Origin of the sequence: Gracilibacillus pellucidus (assembly GCF_033949965.1) — a bacterium.
GTDB classification, from domain to species: Bacteria; Bacillota; Bacilli; order Bacillales; family Amphibacillaceae; genus Gracilibacillus; species Gracilibacillus pellucidus.
Window position 1 is genome coordinate 173,342 of the sequence record NZ_JAWZSR010000006.1, and the last position, 20,344, is coordinate 193,685.

Annotated in this window: 20 protein-coding genes and 1 pseudogene; 9 read left to right on the plus strand and 12 right to left on the minus strand. The window is 36.0% G+C overall.

The features are described 5' to 3' along the window. Window positions 1-25: 25 nt before the first annotated feature. Window positions 26-778 carry an SDR family oxidoreductase gene (locus SH601_RS12030; RefSeq protein ID WP_319958559.1) on the minus strand — a complete coding sequence of 251 codons (753 nt, stop codon included), beginning with the start codon at window positions 776-778 and terminating at the stop codon, window positions 26-28. Window positions 779-1,028: 250 nt separating this feature from the next. Here SH601_RS12030 and SH601_RS12035 point away from each other — a divergent pair, with 250 nt between their 5' ends. The 5 genes from SH601_RS12035 (at window position 1,029) to SH601_RS12055 (ending at window position 5,679) form a co-directional block, all read left to right on the plus strand. After that, the gene (locus SH601_RS12035; protein ID WP_319958560.1) at window positions 1,029-1,472 is read left to right on the plus strand and encodes a universal stress protein; all 444 of its coding nucleotides are present in this window, start codon (window positions 1,029-1,031) and stop codon (window positions 1,470-1,472) included. Between the two features lie 354 nt (window positions 1,473-1,826). Beyond that, window positions 1,827-2,717: an ABC transporter permease gene (locus tag SH601_RS12040; protein ID WP_319958561.1), complete on the plus strand. Its 891-nt coding sequence runs from the start codon at window positions 1,827-1,829 to the stop codon at window positions 2,715-2,717. Window positions 2,718-2,734: 17 nt separating this feature from the next. Continuing rightward, window positions 2,735-3,655 (plus strand): ABC transporter permease, encoded by a 921-nt coding sequence (locus SH601_RS12045; protein ID WP_319958562.1) that lies wholly within the window; start codon window positions 2,735-2,737, stop codon window positions 3,653-3,655. Between the two features lie 25 nt (window positions 3,656-3,680). After that, window positions 3,681-4,712: an ABC transporter ATP-binding protein gene (locus SH601_RS12050; protein ID WP_319958563.1), complete on the plus strand. Its 1,032-nt coding sequence runs from the start codon at window positions 3,681-3,683 to the stop codon at window positions 4,710-4,712. Continuing rightward, complete coding sequence (locus SH601_RS12055) at window positions 4,675-5,679, plus strand: ABC transporter ATP-binding protein (RefSeq protein WP_319958564.1); 1,005 nt, start codon at window positions 4,675-4,677, stop codon at window positions 5,677-5,679. Before SH601_RS12050 ends, SH601_RS12055 begins: the two co-directional genes overlap by 38 nt. A 57-nt stretch (window positions 5,680-5,736) precedes the next feature. Here SH601_RS12055 and SH601_RS12060 read toward each other — a convergent pair whose 3' ends face one another. From SH601_RS12060 to SH601_RS12085, 6 genes are all read right to left on the minus strand, one after another. After that, the gene (locus tag SH601_RS12060; protein ID WP_319958565.1) at window positions 5,737-5,916 is read right to left on the minus strand and encodes a hypothetical protein; all 180 of its coding nucleotides are present in this window, start codon (window positions 5,914-5,916) and stop codon (window positions 5,737-5,739) included. A gap of 707 nt (window positions 5,917-6,623) precedes the next feature. Next, window positions 6,624-8,249: a glutathione ABC transporter substrate-binding protein gene (locus SH601_RS12065; RefSeq protein ID WP_319958566.1), complete on the minus strand. Its 1,626-nt coding sequence runs from the start codon at window positions 8,247-8,249 to the stop codon at window positions 6,624-6,626. A gap of 255 nt (window positions 8,250-8,504) precedes the next feature. Beyond that, window positions 8,505-9,710: an acetate kinase gene (locus SH601_RS12070; RefSeq protein ID WP_413775119.1), complete on the minus strand. Its 1,206-nt coding sequence runs from the start codon at window positions 9,708-9,710 to the stop codon at window positions 8,505-8,507. 142 nt (window positions 9,711-9,852) lie between these two features. After that, window positions 9,853-10,830 (minus strand): class I SAM-dependent methyltransferase, encoded by a 978-nt coding sequence (locus tag SH601_RS12075; RefSeq protein WP_319958568.1) that lies wholly within the window; start codon window positions 10,828-10,830, stop codon window positions 9,853-9,855. Between the two features lie 86 nt (window positions 10,831-10,916). Further along, window positions 10,917-11,363: a GerW family sporulation protein gene (gene ytfJ, locus SH601_RS12080; protein ID WP_319958569.1), complete on the minus strand. Its 447-nt coding sequence runs from the start codon at window positions 11,361-11,363 to the stop codon at window positions 10,917-10,919. Between the two features lie 6 nt (window positions 11,364-11,369). Continuing rightward, window positions 11,370-11,894 (minus strand): hypothetical protein, encoded by a 525-nt coding sequence (locus SH601_RS12085; protein ID WP_319958570.1) that lies wholly within the window; start codon window positions 11,892-11,894, stop codon window positions 11,370-11,372. A 131-nt stretch (window positions 11,895-12,025) separates the two neighbouring features. Here SH601_RS12085 and SH601_RS12090 point away from each other — a divergent pair, with 131 nt between their 5' ends. Continuing rightward, window positions 12,026-12,826 (plus strand): NAD kinase, encoded by an 801-nt coding sequence (locus SH601_RS12090; protein WP_319958571.1) that lies wholly within the window; start codon window positions 12,026-12,028, stop codon window positions 12,824-12,826. 388 nt (window positions 12,827-13,214) lie between these two features. Here SH601_RS12090 and SH601_RS12095 read toward each other — a convergent pair whose 3' ends face one another. The 4 genes from SH601_RS12095 to SH601_RS12110 all read right to left on the minus strand — a co-directional run bounded on the left by SH601_RS12095 (window position 13,215) and on the right by SH601_RS12110 (window position 17,627). Then, window positions 13,215-14,804 (minus strand): amidohydrolase, encoded by a 1,590-nt coding sequence (locus tag SH601_RS12095; protein WP_319958572.1) that lies wholly within the window; start codon window positions 14,802-14,804, stop codon window positions 13,215-13,217. A 161-nt stretch (window positions 14,805-14,965) separates the two neighbouring features. After that, the gene (locus tag SH601_RS12100) at window positions 14,966-15,169 is read right to left on the minus strand and encodes an alpha/beta-type small acid-soluble spore protein (RefSeq protein ID WP_319958573.1); all 204 of its coding nucleotides are present in this window, start codon (window positions 15,167-15,169) and stop codon (window positions 14,966-14,968) included. Window positions 15,170-15,267: 98 nt separating this feature from the next. After that, complete coding sequence (gene thiI, locus SH601_RS12105; RefSeq protein ID WP_319958574.1) at window positions 15,268-16,470, minus strand: tRNA uracil 4-sulfurtransferase ThiI; 1,203 nt, start codon at window positions 16,468-16,470, stop codon at window positions 15,268-15,270. Window positions 16,471-16,475: 5 nt separating this feature from the next. After that, on the minus strand, window positions 16,476-17,627 hold the full coding sequence (locus tag SH601_RS12110) for a cysteine desulfurase family protein (RefSeq protein WP_319958575.1): 1,152 nt from the start codon (window positions 17,625-17,627) through the stop codon (window positions 16,476-16,478). A 340-nt stretch (window positions 17,628-17,967) separates the two neighbouring features. Between SH601_RS12110 and SH601_RS12115 the strand changes: the two genes are divergently transcribed. The 3 genes and pseudogenes from SH601_RS12115 to SH601_RS12125 all read left to right on the plus strand — a co-directional run bounded on the left by SH601_RS12115 (window position 17,968) and on the right by SH601_RS12125 (window position 19,732). After that, on the plus strand, window positions 17,968-18,570 hold the full coding sequence (locus SH601_RS12115) for a cupin domain-containing protein (protein WP_319958576.1): 603 nt from the start codon (window positions 17,968-17,970) through the stop codon (window positions 18,568-18,570). A 236-nt stretch (window positions 18,571-18,806) separates the two neighbouring features. Then, window positions 18,807-18,956: a hypothetical protein gene (locus SH601_RS12120; RefSeq protein ID WP_319958577.1), complete on the plus strand. Its 150-nt coding sequence runs from the start codon at window positions 18,807-18,809 to the stop codon at window positions 18,954-18,956. 335 nt (window positions 18,957-19,291) lie between these two features. Further along, window positions 19,292-19,732: pseudogene (locus SH601_RS12125) on the plus strand (ferritin-like domain-containing protein). 45 nt (window positions 19,733-19,777) lie between these two features. Here the strand turns inward: SH601_RS12125 and SH601_RS12130 are convergent. Beyond that, window positions 19,778-19,939 carry a hypothetical protein gene (locus SH601_RS12130; RefSeq protein WP_319958578.1) on the minus strand — a complete coding sequence of 54 codons (162 nt, stop codon included), beginning with the start codon at window positions 19,937-19,939 and terminating at the stop codon, window positions 19,778-19,780. Between the last annotated feature and the right edge of the window lie 405 nt (window positions 19,940-20,344).

The window sequence follows — 20,344 nt, forward strand, 5'->3', positions numbered from 1 at the left end:
ACTTTTTTTACTATTTATAAAAAATTTATCGATGCTGATGTATAACATCTAACCCACCTGTTACATCAACAACTGTTCCCGTTACCATATCCGCATCATCCTGACAGAAAAACATAACAGTTCTTGCGATATCTTCTCCTGTTCCAGAGCGACCGATTGGCGTATAAGAATCTTGCTTTTGTCTACTATCTTCAATAGAAGATTCTTTCATTTCCCCTACAATATCTCCTGGACAAACCATATTAGCAGTAATACCATATTCTGCTTCTTCATATGCAATGGTTTTCGTCAAAGATACTAAACCAACTTTTGCTGCTGAAAATGCTGCCCGATTAATCCAACCAGCAGCTCCACCAGCATTTTGGAATCCATAATTGACAATCCGACCAAAATGTTGTTTTCGCATATTAGGTATTGTTAATTTCAGTAAATGAAACACTGCATCCAGATTACCACGCATCATTTGGTTCCACTCTTCTTCTGTATGATCGATTAATTTTTTTCTTTCAAATATAAATGGTCCAGCATTATTAATGACATAATCAATTGAACCGAACCTTTTTTCTGCTTGTTTTACTGCATTCGTCAAATTTTCTTTACTACATACATCCGCTTGCATTATTTCAATTGATGAAGCAGGAAATTTTTTCGCTATATCTTGTGCCCGTTGTTTATCTTGATAGTATGTAATTGAAACCGTATGTCCTTCTTTTAGGAACGCTTCTGTAACTTTCAAACCCAATCCCTTGGTCCCAGCCGTAATAAAGGCATGTCCCATCTTCACTTCCTCCTTACCTTCACTACCCACAACATCAAGTAGGAAATTTCCGAGCATACGATCATTTATTATATTCTCATCATATATGTTACATGATCGTTCGTATTTTTTCTATTATTATATAGTGAAAATGTATTTTATTTTACATTTCTGGTGGTATTTATTAGTGAGAAGGAATTTACTATTCTTCCTTAACAAGAAAGCGCATACATGTTATAATGAAAGAGAAGTATTGAAGGGAGAGGTTAGTATGAGTTTTGAATATGATCGAGTACTGGTGGCAGTCGATGGCTCTGATGCATCAGAGTTAGCATTTAAGAAAGCAGTGGAAGTTGTCCTTCGCAATAACGCAAAAATGTTGTTAGCACATGTAATTGATACGAGGACGATTACAACTGTCGCTCCAGAGGTGTATGACCAATCACTCGCTAATCGTTCCGAAAATTACGCACAAGCATTATTAGATGAATATAAACAAAAAGCACATGATAGAGGCATTACAAATGTTACAACACATGTAGAAATCGGTTCACCTAAAATAAAAATCCCAAAGGATCTTGCAAAAAACTTTGAAGCAGACTTAATTATCTGTGGTGCAACTGGATTGAATGCAGTAGAAAGATTTTTAATAGGTAGTGTATCAGAAAGTATCACACGCTATGCTAAATGCGATGTTTTAATTGTTAGAAATTAATGCTTAAACAAGTTAAATGAAAGAGTGCTAATATTAGCGCTCTTTCATTTGTTATGTTTAGCTTTCATCAATAATCCTTGTACTTCATTAAATTACCTGAAAACTTAAAATATTTTTACTTTTAAAAATTTATTAATATATTTTGATTTATATGATATAGTAATAATCGTGCATTTTTACAATTGATAATTAACGACTATTTTTGACAAATTTATTTCGTCTGAAAAATAGGTCGATTGATTCAATTGTAATATACAAGGGATGTCTTGTTAGATTATTTAACGGCTTACTTACATTAAACAAGCTTTCCTATATAATAATTGGGGATAGATTTTGATAAAAGGGGGTAACAATTTGAACGCAGAACAAATTAATCAGAAACGTAATAAACCTGCCAAGGCTGAAGGTCCTTGGGTAAGAACAATGAAAGAATTTAGAAAAAACAAAAGTGCTCTAGTTGGAGGATATTTAATTCTTCTACTTATTATAATTGCAATCTTTGGACCATATCTAACACCTTTAGATCCTAGAGCGATTGATTATTCTGTCAAATTACAAGGTCCGTCACTAGATCATTGGTTTGGTACAGATCACCACGGTAGGGATATCTTTACACGAGTAATACATGGACTTGGAATCACAATGTGGATTGGTTTTGCAGCGACTGTGTTAGGTGGTATTGCAGGTATTGTTCTAGGTATCACCTCTGGGTACTATGGTGGAAAAATAGATACTATCATCATGCGTTTGATGGATATATTACTAGCTTTTCCAGGTATATTACTAGCATTAGCACTAGTTAGTATTTTAGAACCTAGCCGCTCCACTGTCATCTTTGCGATTGCTATATTTGCAATCCCAACTTTTGCACGAATAGTGCGAGGTTCAACACTAGGAACGAAAAACCTAGAATATATTGATGCAATGAGAGCTTTAGGTGCATCAGACCTAAGAATTATTTTCAAACACATTTTTCCGAATATTCTATCACCAATTATCGTGCAATTAAGTTTGTTTGTAGCAAATGCTGTTATCACAGCGAGTGGACTTTCATTTCTAGGTATGGGGGAACAACCACCATCTCCTGAATTAGGTGCTTTACTTAGTGATGGAAAAGATTATATGTGGGATGCAGGACATATCGCATTATTTCCAGGCTTAGTAATCATGTTAATTGTACTCGCATTCAATATTTTTGGTGATGGTCTACGAGACGCATTAGATCCAAAGCAGAATAAAAAATAAAGGAAGAAGGTGCGCTAATGTTTCAATTTATCGTCAGACGTGTCATTCAATTGATTCCTGTTCTCTTAGGTGTAACAATTCTTGTATTCTCACTTATGCACCTTACTCCTGGTAACCCAGCGCAAATTATGGCTGGTGAGGGTGCTCCTAAGGAAACAATTGAGCAAATCGAAGATCGATTAGGACTAAATGATCCTATTCCTGTACAATATTTTACATTCTTAAAAAACGTTATCACATTTGACTTTGGTAACTCATGGAGAACTAGTTTACCAGTAAGCACGGAATTATGGCCTAAATTTTGGGTCACCTTTGAGTTAGCGGTATATAGTACAATATTCAGTATTTTTCTCGGATTAATAGCTGGTATTATCTCAGCTGTGAGACAATATTCGATTTCAGATGTAGCTATTATGATCGTCGCATTATTTGGACTTTCTATGCCTAACTTCTGGTTCGGTTTAATGCTGATGCAATGGTTCTCTATTAATCTAGGGTGGTTACCACCAACTGGTTGGGGATCGCCAGAACAAATCATCTTACCAGTTATTACACTTGGCTCAATGGGAGCTGCTGTTATCGCCCGTATGACTAGATCAAGTATGCTTGATGTCATTTCACAAGATTACATCCGAACAGCACGAGCTAAAGGATTAAAAGAACGTGTCGTTATTTATAGACACGCACTAAAAAACGCTCTTATACCAGTTGTAACAGTTATCGGTTTACAGTTTGGTAGTTTACTAGCAGGTGCAGTATTAACAGAGTCCGTTTTTGCTATTAATGGTATGGGTAAACTAATTGTCGATCGAATTCTTGCAAGAGACTTCCCTGTAGTACAGGCGTCTGTACTTATCATTTCGGTTGTCTTCGTTTTCGTAAACTTACTCGTCGATATATCTTATAAATTCTTAAACAAGCGAATTGATATGGATTAATCCCATATAGAAAGAGGTGAACGATATGAGTGAAGAAATTATCTTAGATATAAATGATTTACGGACATCTTTCTTGTTAGAAGATTTTGAAGTAAAAGCAGTCGATGGTGTATCCTTCAAACTTCCAAAAGGAAAAACTATCGGAATTGTTGGAGAATCTGGTTCAGGAAAAAGTATTACAGCAATGTCGATTCTTCAACTACTTGAAAAACCAGGTAAAATTGTCGGTGGTGAAATTAACTTTAAAGGTAAAGACCTTACTAAAATGTCAGAGAGAGAAATTCGTAATATTCGCGGTAACGAGATTTCAATGATCTTCCAAGAACCAATGACTTCATTAAATCCCGTTTATACAATCGGACAACAAATTCGCGAAACATTAAAAGTCCATCAAGGTCTAGACAAAAAGGTTGGTACAACAAAAGCTATTGAATTATTAAGTTTAGTTGGTATCCCTTCACCAGAGCAACGTGTCAAACAATATCCACACGAGTTATCTGGCGGTATGAGACAGCGTGTAATGATCGCAATGGCATTAGCATGTAATCCAGAATTACTGATTGCTGATGAGCCTACAACTGCATTAGACGTGACGATTCAAGCACAGATTTTAGAATTAATTAAAGACTTACAAAAAGATCTAGGAATGTCTGTTATTATGATTACCCATGATATGGGTGTAGTAGCTGAAACATGTGATTATGTAGCGGTTATGTATGGTGGGAAAGTAGTCGAATTCCAAGATGTGAAATCTATCTTTAAATCCCCGAAACATCCATATACAGTCGGATTGCTTAACTCAATCCCGAGACATGATACAGATGTTGATGAATTAGAGCCTATTAAAGGTAATGTACCAAGTCCTAAAGATATGCCTGTCGGCTGTCGCTTTGCACCTCGTTGCCCGTTCGCAACAGACCTTTGTGCACAAGAATTACCGACATTAGATGCAAACGAAGATGGCAGTGAAATCCGTTGTTGGATTTATACTGATCGTTGGGATGGAGATCCGGAGGTGAATGTACGTGAGTCAAAAAGAACTACTGAAAGTGAATAATTTAAAACAGCACTTCCCTATTAAGGGTGGTTTCCTAGGAAGAACAGTCAACCATGTAAAAGCTGTAGATGATATTTCCTTTGATATCTTTGAAGGAGAAACATTAAGTGTTGTTGGTGAATCTGGCTGTGGTAAATCTACTACAGGACGAGCGATTCTTCGCTTAGACGAACCAACTTCAGGTGCTATCGAATTTGATGGCGTTGACTTACTCTCGTTAAGCAAAAGTGAAATGAGAAAGAAACGTAAAGACTTGCAGGTCATTTTTCAGGATCCATATGCTTCATTGAATCCAAGACAAACAGTCGCGCAAATTCTAATCGAGGCTATGGCAATCCAAAACGCTGTACCAACAGATCAAAGACGTGCTAGAGCAATTGAGCTTTTAGAAACAGTTGGTTTAAATGCAGACCAAATCGACCGTTACCCACATGAATTCTCAGGTGGCCAAAGACAACGTATTGGTATTGCACGCGCATTATCTGTTGATCCTAAATTAATTATTTGTGACGAAGCAGTATCTGCATTAGACGTATCTGTTCAAGCACAAGTACTTAATTTGCTTAAAAAATTACAAAAAGAGTTCAAGCTAACCTTTTTATTCATTGCACATGATTTAGGTGTTGTTCGTCATATTTCAGACCGAATTATCGTTATGTATTTAGGTAAGATCGTAGAAATTGCTGATAAGAAATCATTATTCGAAAACCCTCAGCATCCATATACGAAAGCATTACTATCTTCGATTCCAACACCAGATCCTGAAGTGAAGAAGGAGCGTATTATCTTAAAAGGAGATGTTCCCTCCCCTATTAATCCACCACAAGGATGTAGGTTCCATACAAGATGTCCATTCGCGACAGAGCTATGTAAAAAAGAAGCTCCTACATTGCGTCATACAGACAACGCAGTAGAAGGACATCACGCAGCATGTCATCATATCGAAAAAATCGCTGCTGAACAATAAGAAAAAAGCTTTGATAACATATCGTTGTCAAAGCTTTTTTCTCTCAAGTGAAACTTATCAGGAAGATAGTGTCCGTTTAAATAATCGTTCTAACTCTCGTGATGTAATCCATGCCGTATAAAGTAATGTAACAATCGCCAATACAGCAAACGTTAATAATCCGAACACTACTATCTCCCAGGTAAAGAAGAAATAAGTTATCGCTATGGCGATTCCTGCTAAATACCCGATGAACATTGCCGGAAAACTCCATAAGGATATTTCTCTTACATTTAAACCATATGTCTCGTTTATTCCATCCAATCGTCATTAATGTTTGTAGCTCGTTACGCCTTACCGTTAAGAAATTAGTAATTGTTTCTGTTACAGTCAACAATGCTAATCCGTAACTAATAAGTAACAAAATCAGAAGCATTGCCATTAAATTATCATTTACTACTCCTCCTAAATTTGTCACACTGCTTTGCTGATATGTATTCCAAATGATTGCCGGTACAAAAATAGCCATTATACTTGTCATTAGCAGTTGTATACTATTCAATTTCATATAACTCTTATCATAATGCAAATTCCTACTTATCATCGAAGCATTTATTTGTCGCCGTTTTGCTACACTCCCTATTTTACTTTTACGATTTCTAAGTAGAACAAGCAATAGATAGATTAAAGCATTAACAGAAAGGTATGCCACATAAATAAGAGGACTTATGTCTGTGAATCGTTGTTCTAGGAGTCCGATCAAGACGAAGGAGGACACTACGAAAGCTAGACCATAAAGAATGTTTAATTCGTACGCTAATAACCGCTCTTGCTCTCTCTTATCCCAACCAATTAAATTATATAACTCGATCTCTTCTCATTTTTGCGCACGCCAAAATTGATATAGTTTATGGGTAAAAAAGAAAAAGGAAGCCAAGTAATAAACTGGCTCCCTTTTTCTTTTATTATTCTTCGATATAAGCAGATTTAATTTGGTAAACACCATTTGGGTCCACGCTAAAGTCTTTTACAGAGTCTTTTACTCCTAATAAGTACTCTTGGTGGTGTGTATACATTGCTGGTGCAAGCTCAACAAGTCTTTCTTGAGCTTCTGTATAAATTTCTTGGCGTTTCGCTGCGTCTGTTTCACGACGACCATCATCAAGTAACTTATCTAACTCGTCATCCGCTATGAATGAACGGTTACCTGGATCACCATGTTGAGAGCTGTGGAATAATGGATACAGACCATAATCAGCATCAGCTGTTACAGTAGTCCAACCAAGGATGAACATATCATGTTCACCGTTAGCAGTACCATCTAAATATGCACCCCACTCTAATTCTTCCACTTTAACATCTACGCCAATCTCAGCAAGTTGTGATTGTAACGTAACTGCTGTATCAACACGTTGCTCATTATCATTTGTCCAAATAGTCGTTTCGAAACCATCTTCATAGCCTGCTTCTGCAAGCAATTCTTTTGCTTTTTCTACATCATATGGCAACCCTTCAATATCTGCATCATAACCAAATACTGGTGGTGCAATAGGTCCGATTGCCGGAAGTCCAACACCATTCATAACACCATCAATAATTTGATCTTTATCAACCGCCATAGAAAGTGCTTGACGTACTCTTTCGTCATCGAAAGGTTCTTTTTGTGTATTAAAACCAATATAAGAGACAGAAACACTTGGTTCTTGTAATAGACTCGCTTCTGGAAGTCCGTCTACACGCTCAAGGTTATTAGGTCCGATTTGATCCGCTACATCTGATACACCTGTCTCTAATTCAGCAACACGTGAACTTTGCTCAGATACAACTTTAAACGTTACAGAATCTAATTTAGCATTTTCCCCCCAGTATCCATCAAATGGTGCTATTGTTACTTTTTCACCTGGAACCCATTCATCTAATTCAAATGGACCTGTACCACTTGGGTTTTGGTTAATATATGCATCTGGATCGCCACCGTCTTCCATTTGCTCATAATCAGCATCGATCGCATCTGGACTAATAATACCTGTACCACCGTGTGCTAAGTTTGATAATAATGGTGCATATGGATACTCTAAATTAAAGCGAACTGTGTAATCATCAACTACTTCAACACTCTCCACTTGTTCTACTAAAAACTGGTATGGAGAAGCAACTTTTTCATCCATCATACGATCGAAGCTCTTCTTAACTGCTTCAGCATTGAAATCTGATCCATCATGGAATGTAACTCCCTCTTCTAACTGAAATTCCCACGTTGTATCATCCACATTATCCCAAGAAGATGCCAAACCAGGAATAATCTCTTGATTCTCATCTAAGTTAGTTAATGTTTCATAAATATTCGTACGTACATTTGTAGATGGTGTATCATTTTCACCTTGTGGTGAAAGCGATACTACGTCAGAAGGTACTGCAATTACTAAATCATTGTCACCGGAACCAGCACCCTCTCCACCACCATCTTCTGTTGAATCATTCTCGTCTGTTGTATCTTCAGCTGGCTCACCATCACCAGCACAAGCAGCTAGCACTACCGTTATCGCGAATAGAAGAGATAACAACAATAATAAGCGTTTTGATTTAAACACTTAAATTCCCCCTTTTTTAAATCTTTGTAAAGATTATGTATCATAATCAAATAATACTATAACTGAAATCTTTCAAATTTTCAAGCTATTTTGTCAAATCAGCTAACAAGGTTTTAATGCCTACCATTATATGAAATATATGGTAATTAAATAATCGGATGGATTTATAAGTATACAAAAAAGCCAACCTTTTCCTGATTTTGAAAAGGTTGGATGTAATTACCATTATTTCATTATTGCTCAGAGACACTCTAATTAGTTGGACAATCTAACTGTATCTCTTGCGATCATTACTTCTTCATTTGTTGGGATAACAATAACTTTTACAGGTGAGTGTGGATAGTTAACAAACGCTTCTTTTCCACGAACATTGTTCAAGCTCTTGTCCCAGTATACGCCCATAAATTCTAAACCTTCCAACACACGTTCACGGACAGTAATACTGTTTTCTCCAACACCTGCAGTAAAGATAATCGCATCTACACCATGCATTCTTGCTGCATAAGAACCAATGTATTTGTGAATTCTTTCTGCAAATACTTGAAGTGCAAGCTCTGCACGCTCATCGCCTGCATCTGCTTTATCTTGAATATCTCGTAAATCACTAGAGAAGCCAGATAAAGCTAGCATACCACTTTCCTTGTTCAATACATCCATTACTTCTGTTGCGTTTTTGCCAGTCTTTTCCATTATGTATGGAATTAATGCTGGGTCAATGTTTCCGGATCTTGTCCCCATTGTAACACCTGCTAACGGTGTGAATCCCATTGAAGTATCAATAGACTTTCCATTTTCAATAGCTGCGATACTTGCACCGTTACCTAAGTGACAAGACAATAGGCGTAATTGATCTAATGGTACTCCCATTAAATCAGCTGCACGTTCTGCAACATATTTATGTGATGTACCGTGGAATCCATATTTACGAATACCATATTTTTCATAATATTCATATGGTAGGCTGTATAAATAAGATTGATCTGGCATTGTTTGGTGGAATGCCGTGTCAAATACAGCAACTGCAGGTACATTTGGTAACACTTCGCGGAAAGCACGAATACCTGTTAAGTTTGCTGGATTATGAAGTGGTGCTAATTCTGATACTTCTTCGATTTCCTCAATTACCTTATCAGTAATAAGAACAGAATCATTAAATTTCTCTCCACCATGTACAACACGGTGACCAACACCATCGATTTCATCTAAACTTTTAATAACACCAAATGATGTTAATTTATCAAGTAATAGCTTAACTGCTACTGCGTGATCAGGTATATCTAATGTTTCTTCGCTTTCTTTCTCGCCAAATTCAATATTAAAAACAGAATCGGCAATTCCAATACGTTCAATAAGTCCTTTTGATAATACGTTTTCTTCCGGCATTTCAATTAATTGAAATTTTAATGAAGAGCTTCCGGCATTTACTGATAAAATTTTCTGCAAGATGTTCAATCCTTTCATTCTTTCGTTTGCTTATCCTGACTAAGTTTTTAAAACTATACAAATATTCACATATCCATTTAAACACCGTCAGAATAAGTTTGCAACCGGAATGTTAAAATGGTAACGTTTCCTAAGCAATATTTTTATTTTCAGATTTTTCTTATTTTTCTGATTTAAACCAACTATCAATTTTGCGTAATGTATTATGTGTAGCATGAACATCTTTGAATGACGGTAATTGAGCCATTAACGTTTGTTTCGGCGGTTTTGTATCTTGTCCTTGCTTTTGTAATACTAATATACTTTTAGCATGTTGCTCTGAGGAGAACATCGATAATGGTAGTTGCATAAGCGCTAATATATGCGCATTATTTCGCAAGAATTTTTGTAGCTTATCACTTTGGTCACTAGTGAAAAGAAAATTAGGGATTAAAAATAGTAAGTATCCCGCCTCTTTTGTATATTTCATACTTTGCTCAATGAATAAATGATGCGCATATGCATGTCCTTCATCAGCGTTCAATTCAAAGTTTTCTGCTTGTTGATCATCTGGATAATAACCCACTGGTAAGTCGGCAATTACAGCGTCAACAGGGTCTAATAATAAAGAAGTTAAGCTATCTTGGTGGAAGAACTCCACTTCTTGTTGCTGAAGGTTTGCACTTTCTACCGCAAGTTGAATAAGTGTTGGGTCAATTTCGCTTCCATAACCACTAATTTCCGCCTCTACTTGATTAATCACGGCTGTTAATAGATTTGCTGCACCACTAGCTGGGTCAAATAAGCGGAATTCCTTCTTCTCAGGCATTAATTTTTGAATAAAGTATCCCATAAACATCGCAACAGAATCTGGTGTGACAATGTGCTGATGTTGTGTAGATCCTTTCATTCCTTTGATGAGTGCTAATTGAATCACTTTACGAATCGATTCAGCTGTAGCCTCTTCATCTCGGAAATATTTTTTTAATGATTGATGATGATCTTCCGCTTCTTTTGTCGGAAATTCTAATTCTTCATCGGTTTGAACCGCTCGCAATGAATAAATTAAACTATCCAAATATGTTTCATTTTCTGTTTCTTCTATAGTAGCTGATAATTGATCTAAATGTTCAAAAGCTTTCTCTATATTAAATGACATATCATTACTCCCTCCATCAATATACAAAATGAATCACTGCCTACTTATTATGAAGGCAGTGAATTCGAATTGTCTACTGAGAAGCACTATATATTATTATCTTCCTTTTTTTGTTTTAACATAGATAATACTTGGTCAATTACTTCTGGGCTTTTCTCGATTAATTTTTGATAACTTCTTGATGTATCATTCAGTGAAATGAGTTCCACACCATCTCTTCCAGCGACAATAAATGCTGCTGGCGTTATCGACACACCACCACCACTCCCACCGCCAAATGGAATAATCGACTCAGATTGATTTTCATCTTGTCCCTGGTCTTGATCTTGACCTTGGCCGCCCTTAGGCATAAATTCACTACCAGCCGCTGCAAATCCATACTTTACCTTCGACAGTGGAATAATCATACTGCCATCTGGTACATTTATCGGTTGACCAACCGCTGTATCTACTTCTATTAACTGTTTTAAATTATCCATTGTCAAATGCATAAATCCTTCTAATGGATGGGTATCTTGATTATCATTTGCCATTTAACATTACCCCTTTCTTATTCGGTTTATTTCGATTAATTCTTTTATAGTTTTGCTCAATTTGAACGATATCATGCACTCACCTACTGATTCGAACGTTTCTTCACTAAAATTTGCCGATACGTTTATTTGAACATTTTCATGATTACCGGTCATTGCTGTAATGCTATCCGCCAACGATTTTAGCATCACATATACGTAAGCTGTCCTATCAGGTTCTTCTGTTGCTACATCAGCTTTTGCTTCAACCTTCTCTATATTAGCTTTTTTTAATAATGTACACATTGGTGATAATAGAGCTTTCGTTTTGTCAACATTACCATCAAGTAAAGATGTAACCTCAAGAGTCATGAAGTCGATTTCTTTTCGGTACACAGTTATATGCAATATACTTGTTTCCATATATAAACTTTTATTTTCTTCGTCCCATTGCCAATTAATCAATAAATGAATCTTTGCTATGAAAAACAAGATAATAAGAAATATAAGTAACAATAGAAGAAGCAAAATTAGAAGTAGGATTATCAGCATACGCTCACCTCTTCTCTATTATTTACGACTAAACGTTAGAATAATCATGAAATGAAAATTAAGGGCTATTTTACGATTGATTTGCAACATGCTAAGATGTAAGTGGATACAATTTGTTAAGGAGGGGTAAAATGGATAATCGACGAAACTTATATTTTTATTACAAAAATGATGAGAAGCTTATTAAGAAATTGAAACCGTTGTTTGCATATGTAATGGAAGAGGGCTTCCACATTGTTGAAGATGCAAAAGATGCAAATATTATTATTAGTGTTGGTGGCGATGGAGATTTTCTCCAAGCTGTGCGAAATACAAAGTTCCGTCAAGATTGCTTATATGTAGGAATTGCTGAAACAAATAAATCTTATCTATATTGTGATTTTAACATTGACCAATACGATCAAATGGTTCATTCAATGAAGAACGAACATTTAGAAGTTCGTCGTTTCCCTGTAACCGATGTAACGATTAATGATCAAGCAACTTTCCATTGTTTAAACGAGACCACTATTCGATCGGCTGTGATTAAAACCGTTGTCATTGATGTTTTTATAGATGATAAACACTTCGAACGGTTTCGTGGTGACGGACTAATTGTTGCAACACCAACAGGAACAACCGGATACAATAAATCTGCCTCCGGAGCTGTCATCGACCCGAAGATAGCTTGTTTTCAAGTAACAGAGCTCGCTTCCATGAATAATAATCAATACCGAACACTCGGCTCGTCCTTTGTATTAAATGAGGATCGCACCCTCCGACTTGAAGTCGTTCAAGATGGAAATGATTATCCTATTATTGGACTGGACAATGAAGCATACTCAGTCAAGAATATCCAAACTATCACTGTTCAGTTAAGTGATAAACGAATCAAAACCGTCAAATTAAAAAATAATTCATTTTGGGACCGCGTACAGCGAACATTTTTATAAAGTGAGACTTCAACCAGTGGGAGTTTTTGACTCCCACTGGTTGGTAGCGAAACTTATCAGGGAGTTAGCGTCCGTTTATCCCCCACTTAGCTTCCCCGTTTTACTCGAACCTTGAAGTGGGGGTTTTACGGACGTTTGAACCGTGATAAATTTGCAAAGTTATGTTCTTGAGATGCTTTCTCATAGACATAACTTTGCTTTTTCTCCGAGTTGTGTCCGTGAGATGCTTTCTCATAGACATAACTTTGCCTTTTCTCCGAGTTATGTCCGTGAGATGCTTTCTCATAGACATAACTTTGCCTTTTCTTCGAGTTGTGTCCGTGAGATGCTTTCTCATAGACATAACTTTGCTTTTTCTTTGAGTTGTGTCCGTGAGACACCTTATGTGTTATTTTCTTTCGTACATTACTTGTCCATCTACTATAGTTGCTTTTACGTTTACTTCATGAAATAGGTCTGGGTCATGTTGGAATAGATCTTGATCTAAAATAGTAAAGTCAGCTACGAAACCATTTTTTATCAAGCCACGGTCATCTTCGTGATTAATGATGGCTGCACTACCTTTTGTATATAGACCAATCGCTTCAAATACAGAAAGTCTTTGCTCTTCACCATATACTTGTCCATCAATATTGGAACGTCTTGTCACAGCAGCTTGAATACCGAGCAACGGATTTACTTCTTCAATCGGGGCATCTGAGCCACCTGCACAAACAATTCCTCTATCTAAATACGTCTTCCATGGATAAGATTGATTTGCTCTCGCTTCACCTAGGCGTTCTTTCACCCAAGGAAAATCAGAAGCAACAAATGATGGCTGAACATCAATCATAGCAGTTGATTTTGTTAATTTTTCTAATAATATTTCATTCATAATTTGAGCATGTATAATACGATCTCGCAACCCGTTATTTAATGGATATTTATTGATACAACGAACAATTTCTTCTACCGCTTGATCACCAATTGCATGAACAGCAATAGGGTGCTGATATTTCCTCGCCTGTTGAAAAAGCTTCTCTAAGTATTCCGTTGTATGAATGTTTATCCCATAATTATTAGGATCATCTGCATATGCTTCACTAAGCCATGCAGTACGTCCACCAAGTGCGCCATCTGAGAATAGTTTCATTGCTCCTAATGTCGTATACTCTCCACCATCACCATATCTTAACCCTTGTGCTAACATATCCTCAAACACAAGATGATGTACTAATAAGTGCGCCCTAAATTTATAGGTGGCAGGCAACACTTGATGATATGCTCGTAATGTTCTATCAAATCCACCATAATAAGCTAAATCTTCACTATGACCACCCACTAAACCTAAGCTTAGTAAGTCTTCAACTGCGACTTTTACTGTTTGTTGTAATCTTGTCTCTGAAATAGGTGGAATAATTCCTTTTACGATTTCCTGCGCTTGGTCAAGTAAGTAACCGGTCGATTCACCAGTTTCATCTCTTACGATTTTACCGCCTTGTGGGTCTTCGGTCGCTACAGTAATATTTGCTAATTCTAATGCTTTTGAGTTAACAATGATGGCATGACGACAAATTCTCGTCAGCATAATAGGATGCTTCTCTGTAATGGCATCTAATTCACTTTTATGAATGATTCGTGGATCATTCCACTGATTTTCATTCCAGCCATCAGCAATTAGCCATTCATCTTCTTCCAACTCTACTACTTTACGTGCTAAAGCTTCTAATACTTCCTCAGCAGATTTCATTGTAGATAGGTCAATGCGTAACAGCTTTTCACCATGCCCGATAATATGTAAATGGCTATCCACAAAGCCAGGATACATTATTGCACCTTCAAGGTTATATTCTTTATCAATTCTATCCATATAAGTATTAATTAATGCTTCACGCTCTCCTATGTCTTGAATAATGCCGTCTTCAACAAATACTGCTTCAACGGTTTCCTCTACTTCTTTCATTGTATAAATAGTCCCACCGTAATAAATAGTCCCCATTCTATCACCAAACCTATTCTATGTCTCTGTAGTTATGTTTTAAAGATAGCAAAAAGTAATGAGATGCGCAAAATGAATGCTTTTAGATAAGACTTTAATCAGCGGGGAATTCATCGTGATAATCTAAAAGGGCAGTGCATCTGCACTACCCTTTGTTATCATTATTTAGATTGTCCATTTAATTGTTGTTCAGCCATTTGTACAAGACGTTTTGTAATCTCGCCACCTACTGAACCATTTGCACGAGAAGTTGTATCAGCACCTAAACTTACACCGAATTCTTGTGCTATTTCATATTTCATTTGATCTAAAGCCTGGCTTACTCCAGGTACTACTAAATTGTTTGAGCTGTTGTTATTCGCCATCTGATTTCACCTCCTCTTAACTACATTACTATCATGGTCTTTTGGAGGGGAAATCATGCAAGATTTTAACTGGTAGTTGTTGTTAACTCATCCAACTATTAAAGTAAATCGTCCATATCCTCATCTTGCTTGTCTTTTGCTTCCACAACAACGGTTTCGATATTATCTAAAATATCTTGAATATCTTGTTCAAATTCCATATTCGCTTCAAATTGCTCTACTTTTTCTAGTTTTGGTTTGGTTTTTGGTTGTTTCGGAACAAAAACTGTACAGCAATCCTCAAACGGACGAATAGATATCTCATACATATCAATCTCTTTTGATATTCTAATGATCTCATCTTTATTCATCGCTACTAGCGGTCTAATAACAGGATAGTTAGTTACTGCATTAATAGCGTGCATGCTTTCCATCGTCTGGCTTGCAACTTGACCGAGACTTTCACCTGTAACCAGTGACAAAATCCCTTCTTTTTTCGCTACTGCTTCACTAATGCGCATCATCATTCTACGCATTACTGTCATAGAATAGCCATTCGGGATTTCACGATGAATCTTTTGTTGAAGCGCAGTAAATGGCACAACATGCACACGAACAGAATTACCGTAGAACGATAATTTTTCTGCTAAATCTAACACCTTTTCTTTTGCTCTTTCACTTGTATATGGTGGGGAATGAAAATGAATAGCTTCCAATTGCACTCCACGCTTCATCGTCATAAACCCTGCAACAGGACTGTCAATCCCACCTGATAAAAGCAATAACGCTCTACCAGATGAGCCTACAGGAAGGCCTGCTGCTCCAAATATTTTTTTCGTTGTAATATACGTTGCTTCATCACGAAGATCTACGCTAACTTCTAGATCAGGGTGATGTACATCAACGGTGAAATCATCTGTATTCGCTAATAGATGGCCTCCTAATACTTGATTAAATTGTTGTGAGTCAAGCGGAAATTCTTTATTAGAACGTTTTGTTGAGACTTTAAAAGTACGAACATTTTCTGCTTCTGTTAAAAGCTTCAAAGCACTTTCCTTAATCACTTCTACATCATTTTCTACCTTAAGCGCTACACTCATGCTTTGAATACCAAAAATCTTACGGCATCTTTCCATTATCGCATCTGGATCTTCTCCATTAAGAACGATATACATGCGATCGCGTAATTTTTCTACCTTTATTGCAGGAAAATCTTTTAACGCTTGACGTACATTTTTCGCTAGTTGTGTGGTGAATATCTTTCTGTTACGACCTTTTAATGTTAATTCACCATATCTAATTACTATATGATCGTATTCCATCTTATCTACCTCATTACTTCTCTTAATTTTTCAGTCACTTCTTGTAGCTGTTGACTAAAGTATTCGATTTCTTCTCTTGTTGTTTCCTTTGACATACTAACACGTAAACCAGAAATTGCAACTGCTCTTTCTTTACCACAAGCAATTAATACGGCACTTTCATCGGCACTTTTAGATGAACAAGCTGATTTGGTAGAAATATAAATACCAAACTCTTCAAGTGCATGGATAACCACTTCCGGTTTCAAGCCTGGCGCGGAGAAATTAATGATATGTGGTGCGCTTTGTTCAGGTGTATTGATCACAATACCTTCCGTCGATTGCAGTTGTTCCATTAGTATATGTTTTAACGAAGTCAATTTGGCATTTACTTCATCTTGACTTTCCAGCGCAAGACGCATAGCCTTTACAAGCGCTACAATACCAGCCACATTTTCTGTACCTGAGCGAATTTTTCTTTCCTGCCCCCCACCATGTGCTAAGGAGAATAATTTAACATTATGCTTTACAAAAAGGATTCCTGTTCCCTTTAAGCCATGAATCTTATGTCCAGATATTGTGCATAAATCGATATGGCATTCATCAAGGTTCAGCGGTAATTTACCAAACCCTTGCACATGATCCACATGGAAAAAGGCCTTAGGATAATTTGCTACAATCTCTCCTATTTGTTTAATTGGTTGAACAGAACCAATCTCATTGTTTACGTGCATAATAGAGACTAAAATAGTATCGTCTCTCATCGCTGCCTTAACACTAGATACATCTACTAATCCAGACTCATCTACATCTAAGTATGTTACATCAAAGCCTAACGCTTCTAACCCCTGACACGCTTCAAGCACTGATGGATGTTCTATAGTCGATGTAATAATATGTTTCCCTCTATTTTGATGTTCTAACGCAATCCCTTTTATCGCGATATTATTTCCTTCTGTTCCACCTGAGGTAAAAACAATTTCATTCGGACTTACTTGTAGTAATGATGCTGCTTGTTCTCTTGATTTACGTAATAATCGGTCTGCATCCATACCAATACCATGAATGGATGATGCATTACCAAAATATTGTGCAGATGCTTTCGTAAAGCTCTCCAACACTTGATCACTTGGTTTTGTTGTGGCACTATTATCTAGATAAATAAAATTTGCTTCCATCTATAATCACACACTTTCAAAAGGTTGAAATAACAGTGTTTATTATAACTTATTGTGTCAAGTTGAGTCACGAAATCTAATCAAAAGTCACTATTTTTCATTAGTTGGTCACTTTTTGGTCACTGAAAAAGCACCTACTCAATCGGTAGGTGCCTTTCTTTACTCTTCTTTATCTAATAACTCATCTACCTTTTCTATTAGCTTCTGTATATCTTCTTGGGTGATTTTTTATAACTTTACAATAATTCTAATTCTGCAGTTTATTTTGTGTTAATTAAGTACATCGCCTTAACAAGTGCATAAGATAAATATATAAAACAGGAGAAAGGATTGAGAAAAAGTGTACTATACTCCTAATATATATCCATGGCAATACCAAATACCCTATTATACCAATATACCTATTTACCATCATGGAATACGACCTATTCAAGAGAGTTACCAAAATATGATAATAGAACACGCAAATACAAATAGATGTAATGAATATCGATCATACACGGGTGATAGTTCTAATTATTTAACAGATTATGGACCAAATCCATTTGTCATAAATATTAATGAGGCAACCAAACAAAACAACACATATCGTACTGCAGTGTGGACTGGAGATAATTTACAAGTTACTTTAATGAGTATTGATGTTGGGAAAGATATTGGTTTAGAAATGCACTCTGATGTTGATCAATTCTTACGAATCGAACAAGGGCAAGGAATTATTCGTATGGGGAGTAACAAAAATAATTTAGACTTTGAACGATTTATCTATGATGATTCTGCAATCATTATACCCGCAGGAACGTGGCATAATTTAACCAATGCAGGCAATATCCCTTTAAAATTGTATTCGATCTATGCTCCGCCTAATCATCCGTTTGGAACTATGCATGCTACAAAAGCAGATGCAATAGCTGCGGAAGAAGGCGTGTCAATTAACACTTGATTACAACCATGTAATAGAGGTATTCAGTTAAGTTCAGTTTCTCACGACAGGTCTTTAAAAAAATAATCATATAATAATTTAAAACATGTTTATTTTTTATTGCTTTGCTTAATTTTATCGTATTAATTAAATGTTATTTTTGACGTCTTAGTGCAATGTTTCCAGACATTTTTTCATACCTTCTTCACAAAATATTAATGGCTACAAAAGCCAACGTATAATAAGGAGGTATTGTCATGAGAACTATTCAGTGGTTATCCGTACTTGGTTCAATTGGTATAGGTGTAGCAGCGTATAATATGATGAATAACGGACAGGGGCAAGGAAAACAAATTCAAAAAGTCCTTTCTAATGCTACAAACATAGGAAACCAAGGTCAGCAATAAGCAATATTCAAGACGGCCTACATATTAGTTAGGCCGTCTATTGCAATTTATCTAATTTGCATTTAAAAAGAACCCACCACTATTAGTGATTGGATAAAAGATTTAGCAGGAAGGAAAGGAAACTGCTTTATTAGTATGAGTAAAGTAATAAAATTTATACAAATATATAAATAAGAAGAAGCTATTTTAATCTCGCAATTCGGAAGAAGGTGCTTGTTATATTGGAGGATTATTTTGAAGAAGAAAAATTGAAAGCATAGTTAGATGTACTAAGCACATTCACCTATGAGGTGTTCATATAAATACATAGATACTACTTTATAAGGAGAGGTCCTATGTATTCACATTACCAATATATAAATGATCCATATCATTACCGTATTACAAGCCAAGACGTTTTTATTAATGATCTTCAAAAAGCAATTAATGGAGAATTTAGTGCCATATCATGTTATGAACAACTTGCGAAAATGATACCTAATCAAAGTCAGTTAAATAGAATTTTTGAAATAATAAACGATGAGAAAAAGCATTTATAAAAGTTCTCAAGCATCTATGCCAATATTACTGGCAAGAAGCCTACTTATTCGATTACTGAAAAATGTCCTAATAATTACCGTGATGGAGTACACTTTGCTTTTAACGATGAACAAGAAACAGTGGATTTTTATTTAGATTTGGCAGACAAAACGACAGACGCATATGTCAAAGAAACTTTCAGACGCGCTGCAGCTGACGAGCAAAATCATGCTGTTTGGTTTTTGTCCTTCATGTAATAAGGAACCCCCTCTCATCTCTAAAAAGTTGAGGGGGTTTTTGTATTACAGTAGTTCACGACATTCAGCAATGCACTCTTCTAAATCTTTAGAAGCATGTTGCATTTTTTCTTTAGTTTGTTCGTGTGCTTTACTCATAGCATTATTTAAATGAGATAGTGCACTTTCACATTCAGTAATACATTCTTGTAGTTGACTTTGGTCCATAGAAATTCGCCTCCTTTACATAAATTCATTCATATTATTCGGTACTTTTGTAGGTTTATTTATAATATCTTAATTTATTATAGGTTCTTTGCAGGAATTTTGTTGGTTGGTGTAAAAATACTTTGTAATGTGTCCATTAGGTTTCCTAGTGAGGAGGACTTATACACTATTTGTGCTACAATTGGATTATGAATTGTGAATCGGTGATCTTAAACTAACGGAGCAGTTTAGTTCAATAAGAAAGGAGTGTATTCGAAAATAAGTATACTTGTAGCATGTTAATAATTTTGATATGCTTAATTGGTTGTAAATGAAAGGAGCATTAGGTATGTGTTGCTCATGTTGTCCAGTGGTAAATATGCAAAAGTCTCTCTAATTTAAAAAACTTAGGAGGTTATTTTGTAT

Excerpts from the sequence above, each read along its gene's own strand:
- SH601_RS12130 (WP_319958578.1), bottom strand. The coding sequence starts at position 19,939 with ATGGACCAAAGTCAACTACAAGAATGTATTACTGAATGTGAAAGTGCA.
- thiI (WP_319958574.1), bottom strand. The coding sequence starts at position 16,470 with ATGGAATACGATCATATAGTAATTAGATATGGTGAATTAACATTAAAA.
- SH601_RS12055 (WP_319958564.1), top strand. The coding sequence starts at position 4,675 with ATGTACGTGAGTCAAAAAGAACTACTGAAAGTGAATAATTTAAAACAG.
- SH601_RS12070 (WP_413775119.1), bottom strand. The coding sequence starts at position 9,710 with ATGAAAGGATTGAACATCTTGCAGAAAATTTTATCAGTAAATGCCGGA.
- SH601_RS12060 (WP_319958565.1), bottom strand. The coding sequence starts at position 5,916 with ATGTTCATCGGGTATTTAGCAGGAATCGCCATAGCGATAACTTATTTC.
- SH601_RS12075 (WP_319958568.1), bottom strand. The coding sequence starts at position 10,830 with ATGTCATTTAATATAGAGAAAGCTTTTGAACATTTAGATCAATTATCA.
- SH601_RS12085 (WP_319958570.1), bottom strand. The coding sequence starts at position 11,894 with ATGCTGATAATCCTACTTCTAATTTTGCTTCTTCTATTGTTACTTATA.
- SH601_RS12090 (WP_319958571.1), top strand. The coding sequence starts at position 12,026 with ATGGATAATCGACGAAACTTATATTTTTATTACAAAAATGATGAGAAG.
- SH601_RS12095 (WP_319958572.1), bottom strand. The coding sequence starts at position 14,804 with ATGGGGACTATTTATTACGGTGGGACTATTTATACAATGAAAGAAGTA.
- SH601_RS12035 (WP_319958560.1), top strand. The coding sequence starts at position 1,029 with ATGAGTTTTGAATATGATCGAGTACTGGTGGCAGTCGATGGCTCTGAT.
- SH601_RS12100 (WP_319958573.1), bottom strand. The coding sequence starts at position 15,169 with ATGGCGAATAACAACAGCTCAAACAATTTAGTAGTACCTGGAGTAAGC.
- SH601_RS12110 (WP_319958575.1), bottom strand. The coding sequence starts at position 17,627 with ATGGAAGCAAATTTTATTTATCTAGATAATAGTGCCACAACAAAACCA.
- SH601_RS12120 (WP_319958577.1), top strand. The coding sequence starts at position 18,807 with ATGAGAACTATTCAGTGGTTATCCGTACTTGGTTCAATTGGTATAGGT.
- SH601_RS12030 (WP_319958559.1), bottom strand. The coding sequence starts at position 778 with ATGGGACATGCCTTTATTACGGCTGGGACCAAGGGATTGGGTTTGAAA.
- ytfJ (WP_319958569.1), bottom strand. The coding sequence starts at position 11,363 with ATGGCAAATGATAATCAAGATACCCATCCATTAGAAGGATTTATGCAT.
- SH601_RS12050 (WP_319958563.1), top strand. The coding sequence starts at position 3,681 with ATGAGTGAAGAAATTATCTTAGATATAAATGATTTACGGACATCTTTC.
- SH601_RS12045 (WP_319958562.1), top strand. The coding sequence starts at position 2,735 with ATGTTTCAATTTATCGTCAGACGTGTCATTCAATTGATTCCTGTTCTC.